16 protein-coding genes are annotated in these 16,982 nt (G+C 71.4%); 7 read left to right on the top strand and 9 right to left on the bottom strand.

Annotation, left to right across the window (positions count from 1 at the left end; translation table 11 throughout):
• The first annotated feature begins 230 nt into the window (after nucleotides 1-230).
• From ACH4VO_RS21165 to ACH4VO_RS21180, 4 genes are all read left to right on the top strand, one after another.
• Nucleotides 231-1,511, top strand: a complete 1,281-nt coding sequence (locus tag ACH4VO_RS21165) for an MFS transporter (protein WP_360987380.1) — start codon at nucleotides 231-233, stop codon at nucleotides 1,509-1,511.
• 66 nt (nucleotides 1,512-1,577) lie between these two features.
• Complete coding sequence (locus ACH4VO_RS21170) at nucleotides 1,578-1,916, top strand: FmdB family zinc ribbon protein (protein WP_360987085.1); 339 nt, start codon at nucleotides 1,578-1,580, stop codon at nucleotides 1,914-1,916.
• A gap of 149 nt (nucleotides 1,917-2,065) precedes the next feature.
• The gene (locus tag ACH4VO_RS21175; RefSeq protein ID WP_360987082.1) at nucleotides 2,066-2,914 is read left to right on the top strand and encodes an S-methyl-5'-thioadenosine phosphorylase; all 849 of its coding nucleotides are present in this window, start codon (nucleotides 2,066-2,068) and stop codon (nucleotides 2,912-2,914) included.
• A gap of 352 nt (nucleotides 2,915-3,266) precedes the next feature.
• Complete coding sequence (locus ACH4VO_RS21180; RefSeq protein WP_360987079.1) at nucleotides 3,267-3,872, top strand: RcpC/CpaB family pilus assembly protein; 606 nt, start codon at nucleotides 3,267-3,269, stop codon at nucleotides 3,870-3,872.
• Between the two features lie 33 nt (nucleotides 3,873-3,905).
• Here the strand turns inward: ACH4VO_RS21180 and ACH4VO_RS21185 are convergent, their stop codons facing one another.
• From ACH4VO_RS21185 to ACH4VO_RS21210, 6 genes are read right to left on the bottom strand one after another with little or no spacing between them, the layout of a single operon-like run.
• Entirely contained in the window at nucleotides 3,906-4,124 is a 219-nt protein-coding gene (locus ACH4VO_RS21185) for a hypothetical protein (RefSeq protein WP_360987076.1), read from the bottom strand.
• A gap of 41 nt (nucleotides 4,125-4,165) precedes the next feature.
• Nucleotides 4,166-4,570 carry a hypothetical protein gene (locus ACH4VO_RS21190; RefSeq protein ID WP_360987073.1) on the bottom strand — a complete coding sequence of 135 codons (405 nt, stop codon included), beginning with the start codon at nucleotides 4,568-4,570 and terminating at the stop codon, nucleotides 4,166-4,168.
• Nucleotides 4,567-5,259 (bottom strand): Rieske (2Fe-2S) protein, encoded by a 693-nt coding sequence (locus ACH4VO_RS21195; RefSeq protein ID WP_360987070.1) that lies wholly within the window; start codon nucleotides 5,257-5,259, stop codon nucleotides 4,567-4,569. Before ACH4VO_RS21195 ends, ACH4VO_RS21190 begins: the two co-directional genes overlap by 4 nt.
• Nucleotides 5,256-5,858, bottom strand: coding sequence for a 4Fe-4S dicluster domain-containing protein (locus ACH4VO_RS21200; protein ID WP_360987067.1), 603 nt, complete (start codon nucleotides 5,856-5,858; stop codon nucleotides 5,256-5,258). Before ACH4VO_RS21200 ends, ACH4VO_RS21195 begins: the two co-directional genes overlap by 4 nt.
• A gap of 7 nt (nucleotides 5,859-5,865) precedes the next feature.
• Complete coding sequence (locus ACH4VO_RS21205) at nucleotides 5,866-8,190, bottom strand: molybdopterin oxidoreductase family protein (RefSeq protein ID WP_360987064.1); 2,325 nt, start codon at nucleotides 8,188-8,190, stop codon at nucleotides 5,866-5,868.
• On the bottom strand, nucleotides 8,187-9,347 hold the full coding sequence (locus ACH4VO_RS21210; protein WP_360987061.1) for an MFS transporter: 1,161 nt from the start codon (nucleotides 9,345-9,347) through the stop codon (nucleotides 8,187-8,189). Before ACH4VO_RS21210 ends, ACH4VO_RS21205 begins: the two co-directional genes overlap by 4 nt.
• A 270-nt stretch (nucleotides 9,348-9,617) precedes the next feature.
• On the opposite strand from ACH4VO_RS21210, the gene ACH4VO_RS21215 reads away from it, so the two are divergent.
• Both ACH4VO_RS21215 and ACH4VO_RS21220 read left to right on the top strand, forming a co-directional pair.
• On the top strand, nucleotides 9,618-10,712 hold the full coding sequence (locus ACH4VO_RS21215; protein ID WP_360987058.1) for a P1 family peptidase: 1,095 nt from the start codon (nucleotides 9,618-9,620) through the stop codon (nucleotides 10,710-10,712).
• A gap of 121 nt (nucleotides 10,713-10,833) precedes the next feature.
• A complete protein-coding gene (locus ACH4VO_RS21220) occupies nucleotides 10,834-11,580 on the top strand; it encodes a DUF6227 family protein (RefSeq protein WP_360987055.1) in 747 nt (248 codons plus the stop codon).
• A 120-nt stretch (nucleotides 11,581-11,700) separates the two neighbouring features.
• Here the strand turns inward: ACH4VO_RS21220 and ACH4VO_RS21225 are convergent, their stop codons facing one another.
• Complete coding sequence (locus tag ACH4VO_RS21225; protein WP_398441148.1) at nucleotides 11,701-13,266, bottom strand: MFS transporter; 1,566 nt, start codon at nucleotides 13,264-13,266, stop codon at nucleotides 11,701-11,703.
• A gap of 61 nt (nucleotides 13,267-13,327) precedes the next feature.
• Here ACH4VO_RS21225 and ACH4VO_RS21230 point away from each other — a divergent pair, with 61 nt between their 5' ends.
• Nucleotides 13,328-14,347 carry a YafY family protein gene (locus tag ACH4VO_RS21230; RefSeq protein WP_360987052.1) on the top strand — a complete coding sequence of 340 codons (1,020 nt, stop codon included), beginning with the start codon at nucleotides 13,328-13,330 and terminating at the stop codon, nucleotides 14,345-14,347.
• 115 nt (nucleotides 14,348-14,462) lie between these two features.
• Here the strand turns inward: ACH4VO_RS21230 and ACH4VO_RS21235 are convergent, their stop codons facing one another.
• Together ACH4VO_RS21235 and ACH4VO_RS21240 are read right to left on the bottom strand one after the other, a co-directional pair.
• Nucleotides 14,463-15,464 carry a sigma-70 family RNA polymerase sigma factor gene (locus ACH4VO_RS21235; RefSeq protein WP_360987049.1) on the bottom strand — a complete coding sequence of 334 codons (1,002 nt, stop codon included), beginning with the start codon at nucleotides 15,462-15,464 and terminating at the stop codon, nucleotides 14,463-14,465.
• 667 nt (nucleotides 15,465-16,131) lie between these two features.
• The gene (locus ACH4VO_RS21240) at nucleotides 16,132-16,914 is read right to left on the bottom strand and encodes a class III extradiol ring-cleavage dioxygenase (RefSeq protein WP_360987046.1); all 783 of its coding nucleotides are present in this window, start codon (nucleotides 16,912-16,914) and stop codon (nucleotides 16,132-16,134) included.
• Nucleotides 16,915-16,982: the final 68 nt, after the last annotated feature.

A 16,982-nucleotide genomic window follows, 5' to 3' on the forward strand; every position in this document is an offset into this window, starting at 1 on the left:
GACTGCTAACCCCTGATCCACCCGATTCAATCTGATCGACCAACTCTGCCTGACGCAGAGCTGGCGCGACCGTATGGCGGTCGTGGCGTCCTTTCGCCTCTGGAGCGAGCGCCCGGCATCTACCGCAGTCCCGCGCGAAGAGGACAGCTCTCGGCAGTTCCCGCAGGCCTCGCACCCCGGTGCCGGCCCCAGCAGGGAACACGGCCACCAGGCGGCAGAAAGGCATGGCCGTGGCGTCCACGGTCTCCGACCGCCCCGGTTACGGGCAGTTGCTGCGCACCCCGGGTGCGTGGACCTTCCTTCTCCCGGGCTTCGCCGCCCGGCAGCCCTTCGCGATGCTGACCATCGGCATCGTGCTCCTCGTGCAGCACACCACCGGCTCGTACGGCAGTGCGGGCGCCGTGGCCGCCGTCTCCGGCGTCTCGATGGCCCTGTTCGCCCCGCAGACCGGCAGGCTCGCCGACCGGTTCGGCCAGCGCGCGGTACTGCTGCCGGGCGTCCTGGTGCACGCCGTCTCCGTCGGCGCGCTGACGGCGCTCGCCCTGGCGCACGTGCCCCTGTGGGCGCTGTTCCTGGCGGCCGTGCCCACGGGGGCCTCCATTCCGCAGATCGGGCCGATGGTCCGCGCACGCTGGGCGGCCCGGCTGGGCGCCGCTCCGGGGCGCCCGGCCTCCCCTCTGATGGCCACGGCCGCCGCCTTCGAGTCCGTGACGGACGAGTTCACCTTCGTCATCGGCCCCGTACTCGCCACCGCGCTGTGCACCGGAGTGCACCCGGCGGCCGGACTGATCGCCGAGGCGGGGCTGACGCTCGTCGGCGGCGTCCTGTTCGCCGCCCGGCGCTCCACCGAGCCGGCCGTCCGGGGCACGGTGGCCACCGCCGGGCCGCACCGCTCGGCGCTCTCCGTACCGGGCGTCCGCGTCCTCGCGGTCACCTTCCTGGGCATCGGCGCCGTCTTCGGGGGCATGCAGGTCTCCTTGACCGCGTTCTCCGAGGAGATCGGCCGCCCGGGCGTGAACGGCGTGCTGTACGGCGTCTTCGCGGCGGGCAACATGCTGGCCGGGATCGCCTGTGGCGCCATCGCCTGGAAGAGCAGCCCGCGCCGCCGGCTGATCGTCGGCTACGTGGCCCTGACCCTGACGGCGTCCGGGCTCTGGGCGGTGCACTCCGTGCCGCTCCTGGCCGGACTGGGGCTGCTGGTCGGCCTCTGCATCGCTCCGGCGCTGATCAGCGGCTACACGCTGGTCGAGGCCCTGGTTCCGGCGTCCGTCCGGACCGAGGCCTTCACCTGGCTGACGGGCGCGGTGGCGCTCGGCCAGGCGGCCGCCGTCACCGTGGCCGGACAGCTCGCGGACGCCCACGGGGCGAGCACCGGTTTCCTGGTCCCCCTGGCCGGGACCGCGCTGGCCCTGGCGACCCTTCTCGCCCTGCGCTCACGGCTGGCACCGCAGTCGCAGGGACGGACGGTGGCGCGTGGGATCGGTCACCGCGAGCCGGTCACAGTGGACTGATGGCTCGGAATACGTCAGTATGGAGCGTCGTTAGCACTCATTGAGTGAGAGTGCCAGGAGGAGCAAGTGCCGACCTATCAGTACCAGTGCACCGAGTGCGGCGAGGGCCTCGAGGCGGTGCAGAAGTTCACCGATGATGCCCTGACCGTGTGCCCGAACTGCGAGGGACGCCTCAAGAAGGTGTTCTCGGCGGTCGGCATCGTCTTCAAGGGTTCCGGTTTCTACCGGAACGACAGCCGCGGCTCGTCGTCGAGCAGCACACCGGCGACCCCGAAGGCGTCCGGTTCGTCCACCACGCCGTCCTCGTCGGGGTCGGAATCGAAGCCTGCGGCTTCGGCTTCCACCTCGTCCACGACGTCTTCGTCGTCCTCGGCCTCGTCGACGAGCAGTACGTCGGCCGCCTGAGACCGCATACCTCACACGCTTCACCGGGACCCCGCCGATCCGCTCGGCGGGGTCCCGGGCGTGCCGCAGCCCGGCTGCCCGGACCGGGCTGGCGGCCGGGGTCCTGCTCGCCCGCCGGGCGGTGTCCACCACCCGGTTAGTGTGACCGCATGGCGAACGCAGAAGCAGCTGCAGCGGAAATCGGTGTCATCGGCGGATCGGGTTTCTACTCCTTCCTGGAGGACGTGACCGAGATCCAGGTGGAGACCCCTTACGGGCCGCCGAGCGACTCCCTCTTCCTGGGCGAACTCGCGGGACGCCGGGTGGCCTTCCTCCCCCGTCACGGGCGCGGCCATCATCTGCCGCCCCACCGGATCAACTACCGCGCCAACCTCTGGGCTCTGCGTTCCGTCGGCGTACGCCAGGTGCTGGGCCCGTGCGCCGTCGGCGGCCTGCGTCCGGAGTACGGACCGGGCACCCTGCTCGTACCGGACCAGTTGGTGGACCGCACGAAGGCCCGCGTCCAGACGTACTACGACGGTGAGACGCGGAGTGACGGAGTCCAGCCGAACGTGGTGCACCTCGGATTCGGCGACCCGTACTGCCCCGTGGGGCGCAAGGCCTCCCTCGCGGCGGCACGCGGACGCGGCTGGGAGCCGGTGGACGGCGGAACGCTGGTCGTGGTCGAAGGGCCCCGCTTCTCGACCCGCGCGGAGTCACGCTGGCACGCGGCCATGGGGTGGTCGGTCGTCGGGATGACGGGACATCCGGAAGCCGTGCTCGCCCGAGAACTGAGCATGTGCTACACGACGCTGACCCTGGTCACGGACCTCGACGCGGGGGCCGAGGCGGGCGAGGGCGTCAACCACGGGGACGTGCTGAAGGTGTTCGCGGCCAACGTGGACCGGCTGCGATCGGTGCTGTTCGACGCCGTGGCCGCGCTGCCCTCCGGGGAGGTCCGCGACTGCGTGTGCGCCCACGGACTGGCCGGGATCGATACGGGGATCGAACTCCCCTGATGCGGGGGCGGGCTCGGGGGCACGTCCGGGGGCGCCGCCCGGTGGACGCGCCACCGAGTCGTACGGGCAGCCGGGGCGGGTCGAGTCGGCCTGCACGGACCAGTCCGTGCTGGGGCGACTCGTGCGGGCCGGGACGTGCGGGGGCGGCTCGTGGTGTGCGGAGTCGTGACAGCTGTGGGCGGGTCCGCCGGGGCGGCTCGTGTGCGGGGCGGCTCGTGTGCGGGCGAACTCGTTCGGGTGGCCGAGTTGTCCACAACGCGTCTGCTGTGCACAGGCTCCAGCGCGACCCCCTCCGTCGGGGCAGAGTGACGGAGTCCGTTGTGCACGCCTCTCACGGCTGGTGGTGTTGGCCATGTTCCCGTCGGTGCCCGAAACACGTCCCGCGCCTCCCGCGCCCTGCGGGATCCCGTCCTTCCCACCCCTGCGGGTGCGCGGGGGCGGTTCCGGACGGCTGCGCCGCACGCTGCGGGGACACCGCCGCGCGATGGCGGCCGGTTTCGCCCTGTCCTCCGCGGTGCTCGCCGTGTCGGGTCTCGGTGGTTCCGGCCCGGGCGGTGTGGATCCGGCAGGCGCCGAGGGGAGAGCCGACGTCCCGGGCGACGTACGGCCGGGCCCGAAGCCGGACCGGCGGCCCGTCCGGCTGGTGTCCGCGCCCGTACGGATCGCCGACGCGGCCACGGTCGGGCTGCTGCGGCCGGGAGACCGGGTCGACGTGATCGCCGCGCAGGAGGACGGGACCGGCACGAAGGCGCGGCTGGTGGCGAAGGACGTACGGGTCACGGACGTGCCGGGTGGTCCGGACGGTCCGGGAGCGGACCGAGCCGCAGCATTCGGCGGCGTGGCGGACCAGGGAAGCGGTGCTCTGGTGGTCCTGGCCGTGGGACGCGACACGGCGGCGGCGCTGGCGGGCGCGGGTGCGTCGGGAAGGCTCGCCGTGGCGGTGTCCCGTGCCCGGTAGCCCCGTGGTGCACCGACCGGGCCCGATCAGACATCAGAAGTGGTGCGGCGGCTTCTCGTCGAGGAAGCGTGCCAGGTCGGCCGCGCCGCCGCCGGCCGGAGCCCGCTCGCCCCACCCCTGGTCCGTATCGTCCGCGGACTGCCGGTCCAGCGGATCGTCGAAGATCAGAGCCGGCCTCGGCTCCCGTGGCTGCTGCTCCTGCGGCTGCGACGGCTTCGATTCTCGCGGTCCGGGGGCGGGGGCGGTACTCATGCCTCCAGAGTACGGCGGCGTCCACGCGGGCAAAGCCGTGCTCAGCGATCCTTGGGATCGAGCGCCCACAGTCCCAGCACGACGAGGAACGAGAGGCAGAGGAAGCCCGCGCCCCACCAGGCCGTATCCGTGTTGCCCTCCATCCAGACGTCCACGACCACCGTCAGTCCCCACAACTGACCGACGACGACACTCAGGGCGAGCACCAGCCGTGCTGTCAGCTTCGAGGAGCGCTCGGGCTCCTGCTCGCCGCCCGCACCGGGGCCGGGACCGGTATGGCGCACCCGTGGATCGCCGTAACCACTGGTGGGGCGGATCTGGGGATACCGCTCATGGAGGGGGCGGTTCAGCTCGGCGCGTTCGCTGCCCGGGTGGTAGTCCGGAAACGGCCGCCCGGGGGGGCCGGCAGGCCGTGGCGGCTCGACGGGCTCCAACGGTTCGGTCATGCCCGCCCCTCAGGTGCCGAGGCGCCGGACGGGCCGGCGGGTGGCGCCTCCACGCCCCCGCCGGTGCCGGGACAGCCGATCCGGGCGGCGAGGTCCGGGCGGTCCTTCCCGATCTGGCGGCACAGGCCCTGCTCGACGCTCTCCCCGGAACGGGTGGTGCCCACGGCCCAGATGCTGCCGTCGTCCAGCTCGGCCAGCACCACCTTGGGCAGTCCGCGCGGCGGCGGACCCGCGGTGACCTCGCCGGTACGGGCGTCGAAGACACCTTCGTGGCACGGGCAGTACAGCTCACCCTCCGTACCGCGGTCTTTTCGCCAGAGGACGGCGCAGGCCAGGTGGGTGCAGACGGCGGAGTAGCCGACGAGGGTGCCGTCGTCCATGCGGACGGCGACCGCCCGGTCCTCGTCCCCCGGGTAGCGGAAGGCGAGCGATTCGCCGGGGAGCAGCCGTGCGGCGATCTGCTGCGGCGCCGGCGCCTTGCCGCCCGCCTCGTCCCCGTGCCGGTGGAGGATTCCGGCGGCCACGCCCAGGCCGCCCAGCGCGAGGCCGCCGGAGACGGTGGTGACGATCCGGAGGTAGTCGCGCCGGGTGGTCAGCGAATCCGCGGCGATCCTGTCGTTCAGTGCCTCACGGGGGTCGCCGGTGGCGTCCCGTCCGCTGCCCGGCTGCTCCTGCTCGGCGACGCTCACCGGCGGACGTCCTTCCCGTTGATCTCCACGACGGGAAGACCGCCGGGCACCGGCCACTGGACGCGCTCCGCGGGCACGACCATGGCCACACCGGTGCGGACCTCGCTCTCCCCGAAGACGAAGGTGTCGGCCACCTGCACCCCGGGGCGCTCCGCCTGGAGTTCCTCGACGGTGCCGTAGAAGAGGGCGCCGGTCGGGCAGACGGTGGCGCACATCGGAGCGAGCCCGTACGCGGTGCGGTCGTAGCAGAGATTGCACTTCATCTGCAGCTTCGCCTGGAGGTCGATCTTCGGGACGCCGAAAGGGCAGGCGTTGACACAGTTGGCGCAGCCGATGCAGCGGGTGGTGTCGGCCTCCTGCACGACGCCATCGGCGGTCACCAGGATCGCGTCGGCGGGGCACACCTCGGCACAGGGGGCCACCGGGTCCTCGCAGTGCATGCAGACGGTGGGAAGGGAGGCGACGGAGGCGCCCTCGTCGGTGTAGTCGAGGTGGATCATCGACCTGCCCCGGTGCGAGTCGCACTCCCGGCAGGCGGAGACACAGGCCTGGCAGCCGATGCAGCGCCCCGGGTCGATGAACATCGTTCTTCCCATCATCCGGGCATCAGCCCCTCTCCGCGGTGCCGCGGCCCTGCGGGGCCGTGGGCGGCAACGGGTCGGTACGGGAGACCTGGGTCTCGGGGTAGGCGACGTGGCCGGGCGCGACCGGGGGCGCGGGGACCTCGTCGATCGCTCCGGCGTGCTCGACGCGGCAGGCGCAGACCTTGTACTCGGGGATCTTCGAGCGAGGATCGAGTGCGTCGATGGTGAGCGCGTTCGCCGCCGTGGGCACGGGCCAGTGGTAGGGGACGAACACGGTGTCAGGGCGGATCGCCTCGGTCACCAGGGCCGGGAAGACCGCGCTGCCACGCCGGGTGACGACCCGGACGGGTTCACCGTTGCGGAAGCCGTGGGAGGGGTGGACCTCCGCCCACGGGCGCGGGGTCTGCTCGACGAGGCCGCCCAGCCGTCGCGTCTGGTTGCCGGAGAGGAAGTGGGCGACGGTGCGTCCGGTGGTCAGCGTCATCGGGTGTTCGTCGTCGTACGGGTCGGCCGGCGGATGCCACTCGACGACCTGCATATGGATCTTGCCGTCGGCATGGTAGGTCGTGCCGTCCTCGAACAGCCGGGGCGTGCCGGGGTGGTCGGTGGAAGGGCACGGCCAGGAGATGCCGCCGGTCTCCTCCAGTCGTTCGTAGGTGATGCCCGAATAGTCGATGATCGTGCCGGCGGACGCCCGGCGCAGTTCGTCGAAGACGTCGCGGGTCCGGTCGAAGGCGAATCTGTCGCCCTCGCCGAGGCGCCGGGCCAGCTCGCACATCACCCAGGTGTCGGTCCGTACCCCGGGGGGCGGCTCCTGTGCCTTGTTGTGCTTGACGACGCGGGCCTCGGCGTTGGCCATCACCCCCTCGTCCTCGGCCCAGACGGTCACGGGGAAGACGACGTGCGCGTTGGCCGCGGTCTCGGAGAGGAAGAAGTCGAACTGGGCGTGGAATTCGGTGGCGTCGTACCCCTCCTTGACCACGGCGTAGTTGGGGAGGGAGACGAAGGGGTTGTTGCAGATGCCGATCAGGCCGCGGATCTCCCCGCGCCGCATCTGCCACACCATCTCCATCATCGAGGTCCCGGCGGCCGGGAGTTCGGACTCCTCGATGCCCCAGATCTCGCAGACCTGCCGGCGGTGTTCCTCGTCGAGGATCGAGCGTCCGCCGGGGAGCAGGTCGGCCTTCTGCCCGTGCTCGCGGCCCCCTTGGCCGTTGCCCTGCCCCGTAAGGGTGCCGTATCCGGCGCCGGGCTTGCCGATGTGGCCGGTGGCGGTGCAGAGGTTGATCACGGAGAGGCAGTTCTCCACACCCTGGGTGTGGTGCTCGATGCCCCGGGCGTGGAAGGCCATGGCCTTGGGCGCGCGGGCGAAGGCACGGGCGACCTGGACGACCTGCTCCGAGGGGATCCCGCAGATCTCGGCGGCGCGGGACGGTGGGTACTGGGCGACGTTGGCCTTGACCTCCTGCCAGCCGGTCGCGTGGGCCGCGAGGTAGGCCTCGTCGGTGAGGCCCTCCTCGATCACCACGTGCAGCACCGCGTTGAAGAAGGCCGAATCGGTGCCCGGCTTGAGCGCGACATGGATGTCGGCGGTGCGCGCGACCGCCGTCTCGCGCGGGTCGACCACGATCAGGGTGGCTCCGCGGTCCCGGGCCCCCCAGACGTACTGGGTCAGCACGGGGAAGCACTCGCCCACGTTGGCCCCGGCGAGCAGCAGGCAGTCGGTGAGCAGGATGTCGGAGAAGGGATTGCCGGCCCGGTCGATGTTGAAGGCCAGCTTGTTGGCGCCCGCGGCGCTGACCATGCAGAGCCGGCCGTTGTAGTCCACGTGCCGGGTCCTGAGTGCCACCCGGGCGAACTTGCCGACGAGGTAGGCCTTTTCGGTGAAGAGACTGGCGCCGCCGATGACGCCGAAGGCGTCCCTCCCGTGGGACAGCTGGATGCGCTTGATCTCGGAGACCGTGAAGTCGAGTGCCTCGTCCCAGGAGACCTCCTGCAGTTCCTCGTCGCGGGAGCGGCGCATGAGGGGGGCGGTGAGCCGGTCGGGGTGGTTGACCTGCTGGTAGGCGTGGATGCCCTTGGGACAGAGCCGCATGCGGTTGATGTCGTGGTTGCGGGGTTCGACACCGAAGACCTTGCCGCCCCGGTCGACTCGCAGGTACATGCCGCACTGGACGCCGCAGAAGCAGCAGTGGGTGGGTACCAGCGTCTCGCCGTGCTGGTCGGCATGCCACTTGTCGGCCGGGATCCCGCCCGCGTCACGGAACCCCTGGGAACCCGGAGGCGCGATCGTGGGGTCGAGGGAGACGACCGCAGGACGATCGGCTTCGTGTGGATCTGCCGTCACTTGTAACCCTTCTTCACCTGGGTGAGGTACGCGTTGCCCCGCAGCACCCGCTTGCAGCGCGGGCAGTATTCGGTCCATCGGTCGAAGCCCAGTTCCAGGTCGCGCATGGTGCCGCGCAGGTTCTCCAGGTACGCACCGGTGTCGATGGGCTCCTCACAGCGCCGGCAGGCGAAGACCTCGTCGTCCTGCTGCGACGTGTACTTGAAGAGCTGCATGCCGACGGCCGCCGGCCGCTGCACGATGTGGAAGAACTTTCCGAACGGGATGTAGATGAGGGTGAAGACCACCGACGCCATGTGGAGGATCGCCAGGAACCCGTAGCCGCCGCCCTTCAGGAAAATCGACGAGAAGGTGAGCAGCAGGCCGGTCACGGAGATGATGATCAGTGCCAGCAGCGGAACCATGTCATAGGCGAAGCGCTGTCCGGTCATGGCACCGCGGTCCTTCATCCGGCGCCACAGGAAGTAGGCGGCACCGGGGATGACCAGCACGGCGGCGATGTCCAGGCCGTGGAACATCAGCCAGCCGAGGAAGTTCAGCGAGTCGAACCCGAGGATCTTGAAGCCCCAGACGCGCATCTCGTAGCCCGGCCCCGCGCCGGTGCCCGACGTGAAGGTGAACCAGCCCCAGATGAGGGGGAAGGTGATGAGCGCGGCGAGGACGCAGCCCCAGAAGATCAGTTGGTGGGCCGCCCAGCGGGCGTGCGACCGGGCTCCGAGGAACTTCTGGAAGCCGAGATAGGTGGCGATCATCCTCGGCAGGGCAGTGGGGGCCCGGCGGAAGTTCTCGGCGGAGAAGAAGCTGCGCCAGCCGTTGACGAAGAGCCGCCGGGCGCCGGGGGCGGACACCCAGACCGTGTAGCGGTAGGCGACGCCGAAGGCGAGGAAGACGCTGGCCACGGCGTACGGGAGGAGGGCGGAGTCGAAGGTGCGGAGCATCCGGCTGCCGAAGACGATCGCGAGGACCAGCAGGGCGGAGACGACTGTGCCCGCCAGGGCCGCTCTGCCGTTGACGGAGCGCGGAAGTGCTTCCCACGCCCTCGCGACGGCGGCGGAGCCACGGCTGGGCTGCCGGAGATCCGGTCCCCCGGGAGGGTCGGTGTGCGCGCCGGGGTCGGACCGTTCGGCTTCGGCGGGCGCTTCTGGTGGCTCGGTCACTCCGCCACCGTAGGTCCGAATAGGGCGTCTGATCCGGTTTTGAGCCCTGGGAGGGTGAGCGCGTCGTCGCATATGCGGCCAGGGCGCGCCGGGCACCACGGGACCCAGCCCCAGCGGCTCCCGGGTAACCGATGCCGCCTCGTTCCGGCGTCGTAGTGGCTACTCGGCCGGCAGTCTCCCGGTCCCGGCGCGGTCCGCTGTACGTTCGCCTGGGGGACGGCACGGGCCACCCACGGTCTGCCGGACCGCCGTACACCAGGAGGTGCCCGCATGCCCGGAACCCGCACGCCCGAAGACGAACCCCCCTCAGGGCCGCTGGACGCACTGACGGATGTGGCCGGCATCCGCGTGGGCCATGCCCGGGTGCCCGGCAACCGGAGCCTGAGCGGAACCACCGTCGTCCTCGCACCCGTGGGTGGCGCCGCAGCAGCCGTCGATGTCCGGGGTGGCGGACCCGGCACCAGGGAGACGGACGCCCTTGATCCGCGCAACCTCGTGCAGCGCGTCGACGCGGTCGTCCTCACCGGCGGCAGCGCCTACGGGCTGGACGCCGCTTCCGGCGTGATGGCCTGGCTGGAGGAGCAGGGCCGCGGCGTGGCCGTCGGCCCCGGCCCCGGCCAGGTGGTCCCGGTCGTGCCGGCGGCCTGCCTCTTCGACCTCGGCCGGGGCGGTGAGTGGCGGGCCCGCCCGGACTCCTCGACCGGCCGCGCGGCGGTGGAGGCCGCCGCCGCGTCCGAGCCCGGCTCGCCGGTCGCCGAAGGCTCGGTGGGCGCCGGCACGGGCGCCGTCGCCGGGGAACTCAAGGGCGGAGTGGGCACGGCGAGCGTACGGCTGCGGTCCGGGACCACGGTCGCCGCGCTGGCCGTCGTGAACGCGGCCGGCTCCGTCCTCGACCCGCGGACCGGGATCCTGTACGGCGAGTACGGGACCGCCGAGACGCCGGTCCGGCCCGCACCCGCGACGCACGAGGCGGCCCGCAGGCACCTGGCGGATATCCGGCGGAGGCGCGGCGCGGGACCCTTCAACACCACGATCGCCGTCGTCGCCACCGACGCCGTCCTCACGCGCGCCCAGGCGCAGAAGCTCGCGGGCACGGCGCACGACGGTCTGGCGCGCGCCGTCCGGCCGGTACATCTGCTGACCGACGGCGACACGGTCTTCACCCTGGCCACCGGCCGGCTGCCGTTGCCGCCAGAGCCCACCGCCGCGCTGAACGGCATTCTGGCCGCCGGAGCGGACGCGCTGGCCCGGGCCGTCGTGAAGGCCGTCAGGGCGGCCCGGGGAGTAGACGGCCCCGGCGGCGCCTTCCCCTCGTACAGCGACCTCTACGGCACCCCGGACGACGATCACCGTGGGGCGTCCTGAGGAGCCCGGAACTTTTCACCCGGGCGGTACGTTTTTCGCGAACCCCGGTCACGATGTCCGACCCAGGGACTACGTTATGCACGCATCGAGTAACGCGCGGCGACGGCCTGGAGACAGCACCTTGAGCGATCCGTACGAGACAACCGAGCAGCACCTCGAGCGACTCCTGCGATGCGCCCTCAACTCCTTCGATCTGTCCGACACCACCATGGAGCGGCTGGGGACGGCACTGACGCACAGCAGTTCGCTGCACTCCTCCCATCACAGCTCCGCGCTCCACCGCGAGACGTACCGGCACACGTTCCTGCTGGCCGACGGTTCCGCCCTGACCCTGTGGGAGCTGGTGCACGGCAGCGGCCGGGACGCCGACGCGCCCCGCCGCCACGAGCTGTACGACATCGAGGGCGACGCCCAGATCGCCGCCGCCCGGCTGGCCGGCGGTTTCCTGGAGACCCGGGCCCTCGCCGACGACGCCTCGCAGACGGACCTGGAGCCCCTCACGCTGCTGACCGCCTTTCCCCCGGCCCCGCTGCCCCGCATGTACGCCCAGGACAAGTCCGCGGACCACGCCCGCCGGGTCCTGCGCCGGGCGGAGAACAGCGACAGGCCGGGGGCCGAGACGGCACGGCTGCTGCGGGCCGCCTTCGCCCACCACATCACCCAGGTCTTCGGGCGCCAGTGCCGTATCGGCGGCCGGGACGCGGGATTCACGCTCTACGAGCACGCTTTCCTCCTCCTGGACGGCAGCGAGACGAGCCTGTGGGAGGTCGAGCACACAGCGACGCCCGACGGCCGCCACATGTGCGAGGTGTACGGCGACGAGCAGGCCGCCCGCCGGGCCATGGAGAACCGCACCCGAATCTGCTGACCGCCCCAGGCGCCCGCAGGCGAACCGTCCGGCCCGCAGCGTCCCGGAACCTCGGGACACTGCGGGCCGGACGGTGAGCAGGCACAGCCGGGCGCCGTAACGGCCGCGCCCGGCGCCTGGTCAGCCCGTCGGCGAAAGCTCCTTCGAGGTCGTCCCGGCCGTTTCCGGAGCAGCGTCGTCCTCGCCGCCCTCCAGGTGCGTCCGGGGCCTGGCCGGCAGGGCGAACATGACGAGGAAGATCACTGCGAGCACCCCGGCCACCCACCACAGCGACCGCTGGAACGCGTCCACGAACGCCGGACCCGCAGCCTCCGGCGGAAGGTTGTCGCTGACGGAACCGAAGAAGACGACGGACACAAGGCCGAGCCCCAGCGCCGTGCCCATCTGCTGGACGGTGTTGATGAGCCCCGACGCCGACCCGGCGTGCTGCTTCGGCACGTCCGAGAGCACCGCGTCCGTCAGCGGAGCCACGATCAGTCCCATGCCCACGCCCATGACGACCAGCGGCGGAGCCATCTGCCACGGAGTGATCTCCAGTCCGTGACGTCCGGCTTCCTCGATGTAGAGCAGCAGCCCGGCGATCATCAGCAGCGCGCCCGCCTGCAGCACCTTGCGGCCGAAACGGGGCACCAGCTTCTGTACGGAGACACCGGCGGCGCACGACACCGCGACCGAGAACGGGATCCCCGTCGATCCGGCTCTCAGGGCGCTCCAGCCGAGGCCCATCTGCAGGTAGAGCGTCCAGACCAGGAAGAAGATGCCGAGCGCGACCCCGAAGGTCAACTGCACCGCGGTGCCCGCCGCGAAGCTCTTCACCTGGAACAGTGACAGTTCGATGAGCGGCGAGCCGTCCCGCAGCGCCTTGCGTCGCTCGAACGCGACCAGAGCGGCGAACACAAGGAGGCCGGCGGCCATCGACACGTATCCCCACAGCGGCCAGCCCAGCTCGCGTCCCCGGGTCAGCGGGTAGAGCAGCATGAGGAGGCCGAGGGTCACCAGTGCCACCCCGACGAGGTCCAGCCGGAGGGCCTTCGGCGCCTTGGACTCGCTGATGAACGCGCGCCCGAGCAGCAGCCCGGCGATGCCGACCGGCAAGTTGATCAGGAAGATCGGCCGCCACTCGAGACCGAAGAGGTTCCACTCGGTGAGCAGTGCGCCCAGCAGCGGCCCGGACACCGCGCCGAGCCCCACGATCGCGCCGAAGAGCCCGAAGACCTTGCCGCGCTCGTGCGCCGGGAAGGTCGCATGGACGATCGACAGCACCTGCGGCACCATCAGCGCGGCCATGCCGCCCTGCAGGATGCGCGAGGCGACCAGCATCTCCGGGTTCACGGCGAAGCCGCAGAGGGCGGAGGCGATCGTGAAGCCGCCGATGCCGATCAGGAAGAGCCGCTTGCGGCCGTAGATGTCACCGAGCCGACCGCCCGTGATCAGACCGGCCGCGAAGGCCAACGCGTATCCGGCGGTGATCCACTGGATCGACGTGAACGAGGCGCCGGTGTCCCGCCTGATGCTCGGGATGGCGATGTTGACGATGGTGACGTCGACCAGGTCCATGAAGGCCGCGGTCATCACGATCGCGAGCGCCAGCCAGCGGCGCCGGTCCGCCGGGCCCTGCGGGGCAGCCGTCCCTGGTGAAGGCATGTGGGCGGCTGCCGTGGCCGGCGGAGATTCGGAAGAAGTCATGGGGAGAAGCTAGAGGCCCAACAGGTCAGATAATGACCTAATGGACGGGCATTCTTGAGCCATGACCGATACCCCGGCACGGCTGCTGAATCTGCTGTCGCTCCTCCAGACACCGCGCGAGTGGCCGGGCAGCGAACTCGCCGAACGGCTCGACGTCACCCCCCGTACCATCCGCCGCGACATCGGCCGGCTCCGCGACCTGGGCTATCCCGTCGAGGCCACGCGTGGTTCGATCGGCGGCTACCGCCTGGTCGCGGGCAGCGCCATGCCGCCGCTCCTCCTGGACGACGAGGAGGCGGTGGCCATCGCCGTGGGCCTGCGGGCCGGGGCCGGTCACGCCATCGAGGGCGTCGACGAGGCGTCCGTACGGGCGCTGGCCAAGCTGGAGCAGGTCCTTCCGTCCCGGTTGCGCCGCCGGGTCTCGACCCTCCAGAACGCCACCGTGCCGCTCACCCGCGGGGACGGCGCGACCATAGACCCCCGTACGCTCACGGCGATCGCCTCGGCGGTCACCGGCCGGGAACGGCTCCGCTTCGCCTACCGCTCGGGGGACGGCACCGCCTCCAGGCGGCAGACCGAGCCGTACCGGCTGGTGAGCACGGGAAGCCGCTGGTATCTCGTGGCGTACGACATGGACCGCGAGGACTGGCGCACCTTCAGGGTGGACCGGGTGAGCGAGCCGTTCGCCACGGGGTCACGCTTCACCCCGCGTGAGCTGCCGTCCGAGAGCGGGGACGCGGCGGAGTTCTTCGCCCGGTCGATGTCACGCGCACAGCCCGAAGTTCACCTCGACGTGACGTTCCGGGCCCCAGCGGGCTTCGTGACCGCACGGCTGCCCTCGATCCTCGGGGCGGTGGAACCCACGGGCGAGCAGAGCTGCCGGCTGCGCACGGTCTCCTCCGACTCGCTGGAGTGGGTGGCGCTGCGGCTGGCCCTGGTGGACTGCGATTTCGAGGTACACGGTCCGGCGCAGCTGGTGGAGCACCTGAGGGGCCTGGGCGCCCGCCTGACCCGCGCCGCCTCCTCCCGGTCCGGGTCGGCGACCGCCCCGCCTGCCACGACCGGAGCCGCGCGGAAATGAATGAGCCCCGGCGCCGGGGGGGGGTGGACGCCGGGACTCAGCTCAGGGGACCGGAAGGAGACCGGTCGTCGGGCCGGTGCGAACCGGCTACATGGGGAGATTACGGGTTATCGGCTCACGCCGCAGCGTCAAAGCCCGTGTCGTGAGCCATTCGTTTCAATTCGAGCAGAGCGTGCTTCTCGATCTGACGGATCCGCTCCCGGGTCAGACCGTGCTGCTTGCCCACCTCGGTGAGGGTCCGCTCGCGCCCGTCCTCGATGCCGTAGCGCATGCGGATGATGGAGGCGGTCCGGTTGTCGAGCTTGCCGATCAGGTCCTCGAGCTCCTCGCTGCGCAGCAGCGTCATCACGGACTGCTCGGGAGATACGGCGGAGGTGTCCTCCAGCAGATCACCGAACTGCGTGTCGCCGTCGTCGTCCACCGACATGTTCAGGCTGACGGGGTCACGTGCCCAGTCCAGGACGTTGCCGACGCGCTCCGCATTGGAGTCGAGCTCGGCGGCGATCTCCGCGTGCTCCGGGTCGCGCCCGTGCTCACGGTTGAACTCGCGCTGCACGCGCCGGATCCGGCCCAGCTCCTCCACCAGGTGGACGGGGAGCCGGATGGTGCGGGACTGGTCGGCGATGGAACGGGTGATGGCCTGCCGGATCCACCACGTCGCGTACGTGGAGAACTTGAACCCCTTGGCGTAGTCGAACTTCTCGACCGCGCGCACCAGGCCGGCGTTGCCCTCCTGGATCAGGTCGAGCAGCGGCAGCCCCGCTCTCGGATAGCGCCGGGCCACGGCAACGACGAGTCGGAGGTTGGAACGGATGAACACGTCCTTCGCGCGCTCGCTCTCGGCGACCAGCGCCTCCAACTCCTCACGCGTCGCGCCACCGGCCTCGCTCTCCACCTCACCGTGGAGGATCTGCTGGGCGTAGACACCCGCCTCGATCGTCTGCGACAGCTCGACCTCCTTGGCGGCGTCGAGCAGCGGTGTGCGGGCGATCTCGTCCAGGTACATGCCGACCAGGTCGCGGTCGGCGATCTCCCCGCTACCGGCGCGAACACTGCTGGCCCGGTCGGTCCCGCCGGTAGCGGCGGACGAACGACGGGCGACGGCACGGGTTGCCATGCGTGCTCCCTTGCTGAGTAGGTTGCGACACCCTCCCGGGTGCCCTGCATCCGATGGAAACAACGACTGGAATCCGGACAGAATTCCCACGGCGGCCGGTCACTTTCGAGATCATGCAGTACCCTGTCCGCCCCAGCAGGAGGACAGATGGCGCAGATACCCACAGAAGCGCAGGTCAGGCCGGGACCGGAGGCCGCTCCGGAGGCGCTGACGGGCATCCACGACCATGACGTCCGTGAGACAGCGCTCACATTCGACACGACCGCGTTCACGGCCCGGGAGCGCCTGCCCCGGTTGCGTTCCCACCCACCAGCAAGACGGTGCGCATCGCCTTCCGGTTGCCCGGAGCGCCTAGCGCCCGCGATCGCCTGCCATGCCACCAGCGGCCCCTACCGCCCCAAGGCGGCACACAGCACACCGGCGGAGGTGAGCGTCTACCGCACAGCCGGTGTGACCGGTCCCGGCGGCGGCACACTTCTCCGCACCGGGCCCTTCGGGGCGCCGGCCGGCGAGGACGTCCACCGCGCCTACGCCGCGATCGTGCAGCCGAACGAGGCGTCGGCCCGGCTGCACGACGCCTTCGGCTTCCGCCACGTCGGTACGTACAGGGAAGTGGGCCGCGCATCCGGCCGGTACCGGGACGTCGCCCGGTACGCGAAGCCGATGCTCAGCCGAACTGGACCGAACGCTTGGCCAGGCCCATCCAGAAGCCCTCGATGACGCTGCGCCCCTGCCCGAGCTCGCCCTCGGCCGCGCCCAGCGTCACGAAGAGCGGTGCGAAGTGCTCGGTACGGGGGTGGGCCAGCCGGCCGGCGGGCGAGGTGTGCTCGAAGTCCAGCAGGGAGTCGATGTCCTGCGCCTGCAGGGCCCGGTTCCCCCAGTCGTCGAACTCCGCCGACCAGCCGGGAGTACCGCCGCCTGCGTGGCGCAGCGCGGCCAGGTTGTGCGTGAAGAAGCCGCTGCCGACGATCAGCACGCCCTCGTCACGGAGCGGAGCGAGCTTGCGCCCGATGTCCATCAGCTTCTGCGGGTCGAGCGTCGGCATGGAGATCTGGAGAACCGGGATGTCGGCGGCCGGGAACATCTCGACCAGGGGGACGTACGCCCCGTGGTCGAGGCCGCGGTCCGGAATGTCCTGGACCGGGGTACCGGCGCCACGCAGGAGCTTACGGACGTCCTCCGCGAGCTTCGGGGCACCCGGGGCGGCGTACCGCACCTGGTAGTAGTGCTCCGGGAAGCCCCAGAAGTCGTACACGAGCGGCACGGGCTCGGTGGCGCCGAGGGCGAGCGGGGCCTCCTCCCAGTGCGCGGAGACCATCAGGATCGCCTTGGGGCGGGGCAGGCCGGCGGACCAGGCGGCGAGCTCGGCCGGCCAGACCGGGTCGTCGGCCAGGGGCGGGGCCCCGTGGGAGAGGTAGAGGGCGGGCATGCGCTCGGTGGCGGCGGTCATGGCACTCCCATTCCTCTGCCGATCGAGGTAAGTGCTCTCCACAGGCGCACCGGCAGGGGCGCGTGTCG

It is taken from the genome of Streptomyces sp. NPDC020780, assembly GCF_044334475.1.
GTDB lineage: Bacteria > Actinomycetota > Actinomycetes > Streptomycetales > Streptomycetaceae > Streptomyces.